General features: G+C 64.7%; 5 protein-coding genes. 2 read left to right on the forward strand and 3 right to left on the reverse strand.

Translation table 11 applies throughout. The features are described 5' to 3' along the window. Nucleotides 1-672, forward strand: a 672-nt coding sequence (locus K8V11_RS07385) for an SDR family NAD(P)-dependent oxidoreductase (protein ID WP_303912156.1), incomplete at its 5' end; no start/stop codon positions are given. Nucleotides 673-733: 61 nt separating this feature from the next. Here K8V11_RS07385 and K8V11_RS07390 read toward each other — a convergent pair. Then, nucleotides 734-931, reverse strand: a complete 198-nt coding sequence (locus K8V11_RS07390) for a CsbD family protein (RefSeq protein ID WP_303912158.1) — start codon at nucleotides 929-931, stop codon at nucleotides 734-736. Between the two features lie 129 nt (nucleotides 932-1,060). Between K8V11_RS07390 and K8V11_RS07395 the strand changes: the two genes are divergently transcribed. Continuing rightward, the gene (locus K8V11_RS07395; RefSeq protein WP_303912160.1) at nucleotides 1,061-1,447 is read left to right on the forward strand and encodes a VOC family protein; all 387 of its coding nucleotides are present in this window, start codon (nucleotides 1,061-1,063) and stop codon (nucleotides 1,445-1,447) included. 18 nt (nucleotides 1,448-1,465) lie between these two features. Here the strand turns inward: K8V11_RS07395 and K8V11_RS07400 are convergent, their stop codons facing one another. Both K8V11_RS07400 and K8V11_RS07405 read right to left on the reverse strand, forming a co-directional pair. After that, entirely contained in the window at nucleotides 1,466-2,527 is a 1,062-nt protein-coding gene (locus K8V11_RS07400) for an LLM class flavin-dependent oxidoreductase (RefSeq protein ID WP_303912162.1), read from the reverse strand. Between the two features lie 89 nt (nucleotides 2,528-2,616). Next, on the reverse strand, nucleotides 2,617-3,297 hold a 681-nt coding region (locus K8V11_RS07405), incomplete at its 5' end, for an MFS transporter (protein ID WP_369693051.1).

Here is a 3,297-nt window from a genome sequence, read left to right on the forward strand (position 1 = left end):
TCCTCGGTGCGGGAGGCCTCGGCTGCGGTACGTGCGCTCGACACCGAAATCGATGTCATGGTCAACAATGCCGGGGCGGTCACCGGTCGCAGGGTCCTCACCGCCGACGGCTTCGAACGCATCCTCGCGACGAACTTCCTTGCGCCCTTCGCGCTGACCAACCTGCTTGCCGACCTCGTCACCGAACGCATCGTCATCACCGGGTCCCACACGCACAAGAAGGCCCACGTCGACATCGGCGACCCCCACTTCGAACACCGCAAGTGGACCTTCACCACGGCGTACGGGCAATCCAAACTCGCCGACCAAATGTGGGCGACCGCTCTACAAAAGAGGATGGATGACGCCGGACGCGGCGTCTCTGTACTGACAGCGCATCCGGGATGGGCGCACACCAACATCCAGAACGCGAGCGGAGTGCCCCCGGTCGACGCCGCCCTCGACTTCGTTTCGGCACAGCTCGCCGGAACATCCCGGGAGGGTGCGATGCCACTTCTGGAGGCGTCCGCCGGCGACTATCCGCCACTCACATACCTCGGTCCGGACGGGTGGCTGGACATGTGGGGGACACCCGGAGTGCACGAGGCCTCCGCACTGTCTCGTTCGGAGAAGGCCACGGAGCGAGTCTGGGAGCTCGGCGTGCGGGAAACAGGAACAGACCTGCCGTTCTAGCCCGAAAAAACACCGCCCGCCGCGATAATCGCGGCGGGCGGTGTGGGAAAGTGCCCGGGAACTAGTTGCCCGTGAGCCCGTCCTTGATGTTCTTGGCGGCGTCCTTGACGTTTTCCGCAGCCTTCTTCACGCCCGACTCTGCCTGATCGGCTGCGCCATCGGCCTGCAGGTTCTCGTCACCAGTCTTCTCGCCGACGAATTCCTTCGCCTTGCCCTGGACCTCTTGAGCCTTGTTCTGAGTCTTGTCGTCGAAACTCATACTGTCACTTCCTTCGTGCCGCAGAGAAATTCATTTACGCCTCCACGATACGCGCGTTTCGGCATACCGTGCCGGTGTCTAGGTTCGCAAACAATCGCGGCGATTCCGCTCGTGTGCTCCACTTGCTATATGGCTATCAGCTCGCATCTCAACTACTTCGTCCTCGACTGCCCCGATTGTGAAGAACTTGCCGCCTTCTACGCCCGCCTACTCGGGTGGAGCGTGAGCAGCTTTCCGGACGTGCCCGGGTGGGCCAACGTCGTCCCGCCCGGCGAATACGGCGAGAACTTCCGGATCGGCTGTCAGCAGATCCCCGATTTTCAACCACCGACCTGGCCTGGTGGCCCGGTTCCCCAGCAGGGCCACCTGGACTTCTACGTCCAAGACCTCGTCGAAGGTGAGCGCGAGGCCATCGCGGCCGGCGCGACGAAACACGAGGTGCAGCCGAGCGAGACCGGCCAGTTCGTCGTGTTCCTCGACCCCGTCGGGCACCCGTTCTGCCTGTGCACCGACTAGGTCGGCGCCGCGGGCAGGTTACCGAGAGAGCGGATAGCCGTCCTGGACCCCAGCCGTGTTCGGCTGCCATCCCAGCGCTGGCGCGACATGCTCGGCGAAGGACTGCAGGATGTGCAGGTTGAGGTCGACCCCCGCCTGAGACGGGATCGTGAGAAGGACGTTGTCCGCATCCTGTACCGCGGAGTCGGCCTTCAGCTGCTCGATAAGAACATCCGGCTCTGCCGCATAGGTTTTGCCGAAGGTCGAGGTGAACCCGTCGATCTGCCCGATACCGTCCGAGCTCCCGCCCTGGCGGCCGAATATCTGCGCGTCCTGTGCGGTCACGATCGGGAAGATGGATCTGGACACCGAGACGCGCGGTGCGCGCCCGGTCGTGCCCCACTTCTCGGACCAACGCTTGCGATACAGGTCCATCTGTTCGCTCTGGAGCTCGGCCAATGGCTGCCCCGTCGCCTCGGTGACCAGCGTCGAGCTCATCAGGTTTACTCCTTGCTCGGCGGCCCACTCCGCGGTGTCCCTGGACCCTGCGCCCCACCAGATGCGGCTATCGAGGCCGGGCGACTGCGGCTCGATGGCCAGCCTCGCGCCCGCGCCGAACTGTGTGGGGTCGGCGTCGACGACCTTCTCGCCGCGAATCGCCTTCATGAACAGGTCGAATTTATCGCGCGCGATATCGGCTCCTCGTGGATCCTCGGACCCGGTGTAGCCGAAGGCCTCCCAGCCGCGCAGTGCGGGCTCCGGCGATCCCCGGCTCACACCTAATGCCACGCGCCCCTCGGATAACAGGTCCAGCGCCGCGGCCTCCTCCGCGAGGTACAGCGGATTCTCGTACCTCATGTCGATGACACCGGTACCGACTTCGATGTGTGAGGTCCGCGCCGCGATGGCGGACAGCAGCGGCATAGGGGATGCGGCCTGCTTGGCGAAGTGGTGGACGCGGAAGAAGGCGCCGTTGACACCGATCTCGTCGGCGCCGACACCGATCTCGACGGCCTCGCGTAGCGCCACCCCGCCGTCAAACCCGGGCCGTCCCATCTGTGGGCCGTAGTGGCCGAAACTCAGGAATCCAAATGATTTCATGTCTGTTCCAACTCGTCGCTCGCCTGCGGGATTCCCCCAACACACTACATTGGGGACATATCAACTAAATACGGGGTTGCCGCCCGCTGTCAATCATCGCCCATGACGGCGGACGGCTCCTTCTTCTCGTCCACATGGACGCGCCGAACGACGAACAGGCAGCCGAGCTGGATCGTGAGCATTATGAGCATGAGAGCCGCCATCGGCACTGCGGACGCTTCGCCTGCCAGGCCCGTCAGTGGCGCGATGGCCGCGGCGAGGGAGAACTGAGCGGCTCCCATCAGTGCGGAGCCGGAACCGGAGGATGTGCCCGCCGACGTCATCACGATCGAGGCAAGGTTCGGCATGAGCATGCCGTTCGCGCCGGCGATGACAAAGAAGCCGGCGATCATCGCCCACGCGGGCGCGCCCCACGCGAACACGGCGAACGCCGTGAAGAGCACGGCGCCGGAGAAGGGGACCGCCGCGACGAGCGCGATGCGCAGCGGGCCGAAACGGCCGACGATTCTGCCACTTGCCACGGAACCGGCGAGTAACGCCAGGGAGTTCACGGTGAACACGACGGAGTATTGGCCTTCGCTGAGCCCACCTATGCGTTGAAGAACAAAGGGGCTGGCGGAGATGTAGGCGAAGAGCACCCCGAAGGTGCTCACGAAAGCGGCGAGCGGGGCCACGTACACCGAAGAGCGGAGGAGGCCTGCCATCGACCTGAGGGCGTTGGGCACGCCGCCCGAGGTCCGTTCGGCAGGCGGCAGCGATTCCTTGATCAA

Origin of the sequence: Dietzia timorensis (assembly GCF_020742175.1) — a bacterium.
Classification (GTDB): domain Bacteria; phylum Actinomycetota; class Actinomycetes; order Mycobacteriales; family Mycobacteriaceae; genus Dietzia; species Dietzia timorensis_A.

Bases quoted from the DNA above. Each gene is read 5' to 3' on its own strand.
- K8V11_RS07390 (WP_303912158.1), bottom strand. From the start codon at position 931: ATGAGTTTCGACGACAAGACTCAGAACAAGGCTCAAGAGGTCCAGGGC.
- K8V11_RS07395 (WP_303912160.1), top strand. From the start codon at position 1,061: ATGGCTATCAGCTCGCATCTCAACTACTTCGTCCTCGACTGCCCCGAT.
- K8V11_RS07400 (WP_303912162.1), bottom strand. From the start codon at position 2,527: ATGAAATCATTTGGATTCCTGAGTTTCGGCCACTACGGCCCACAGATG.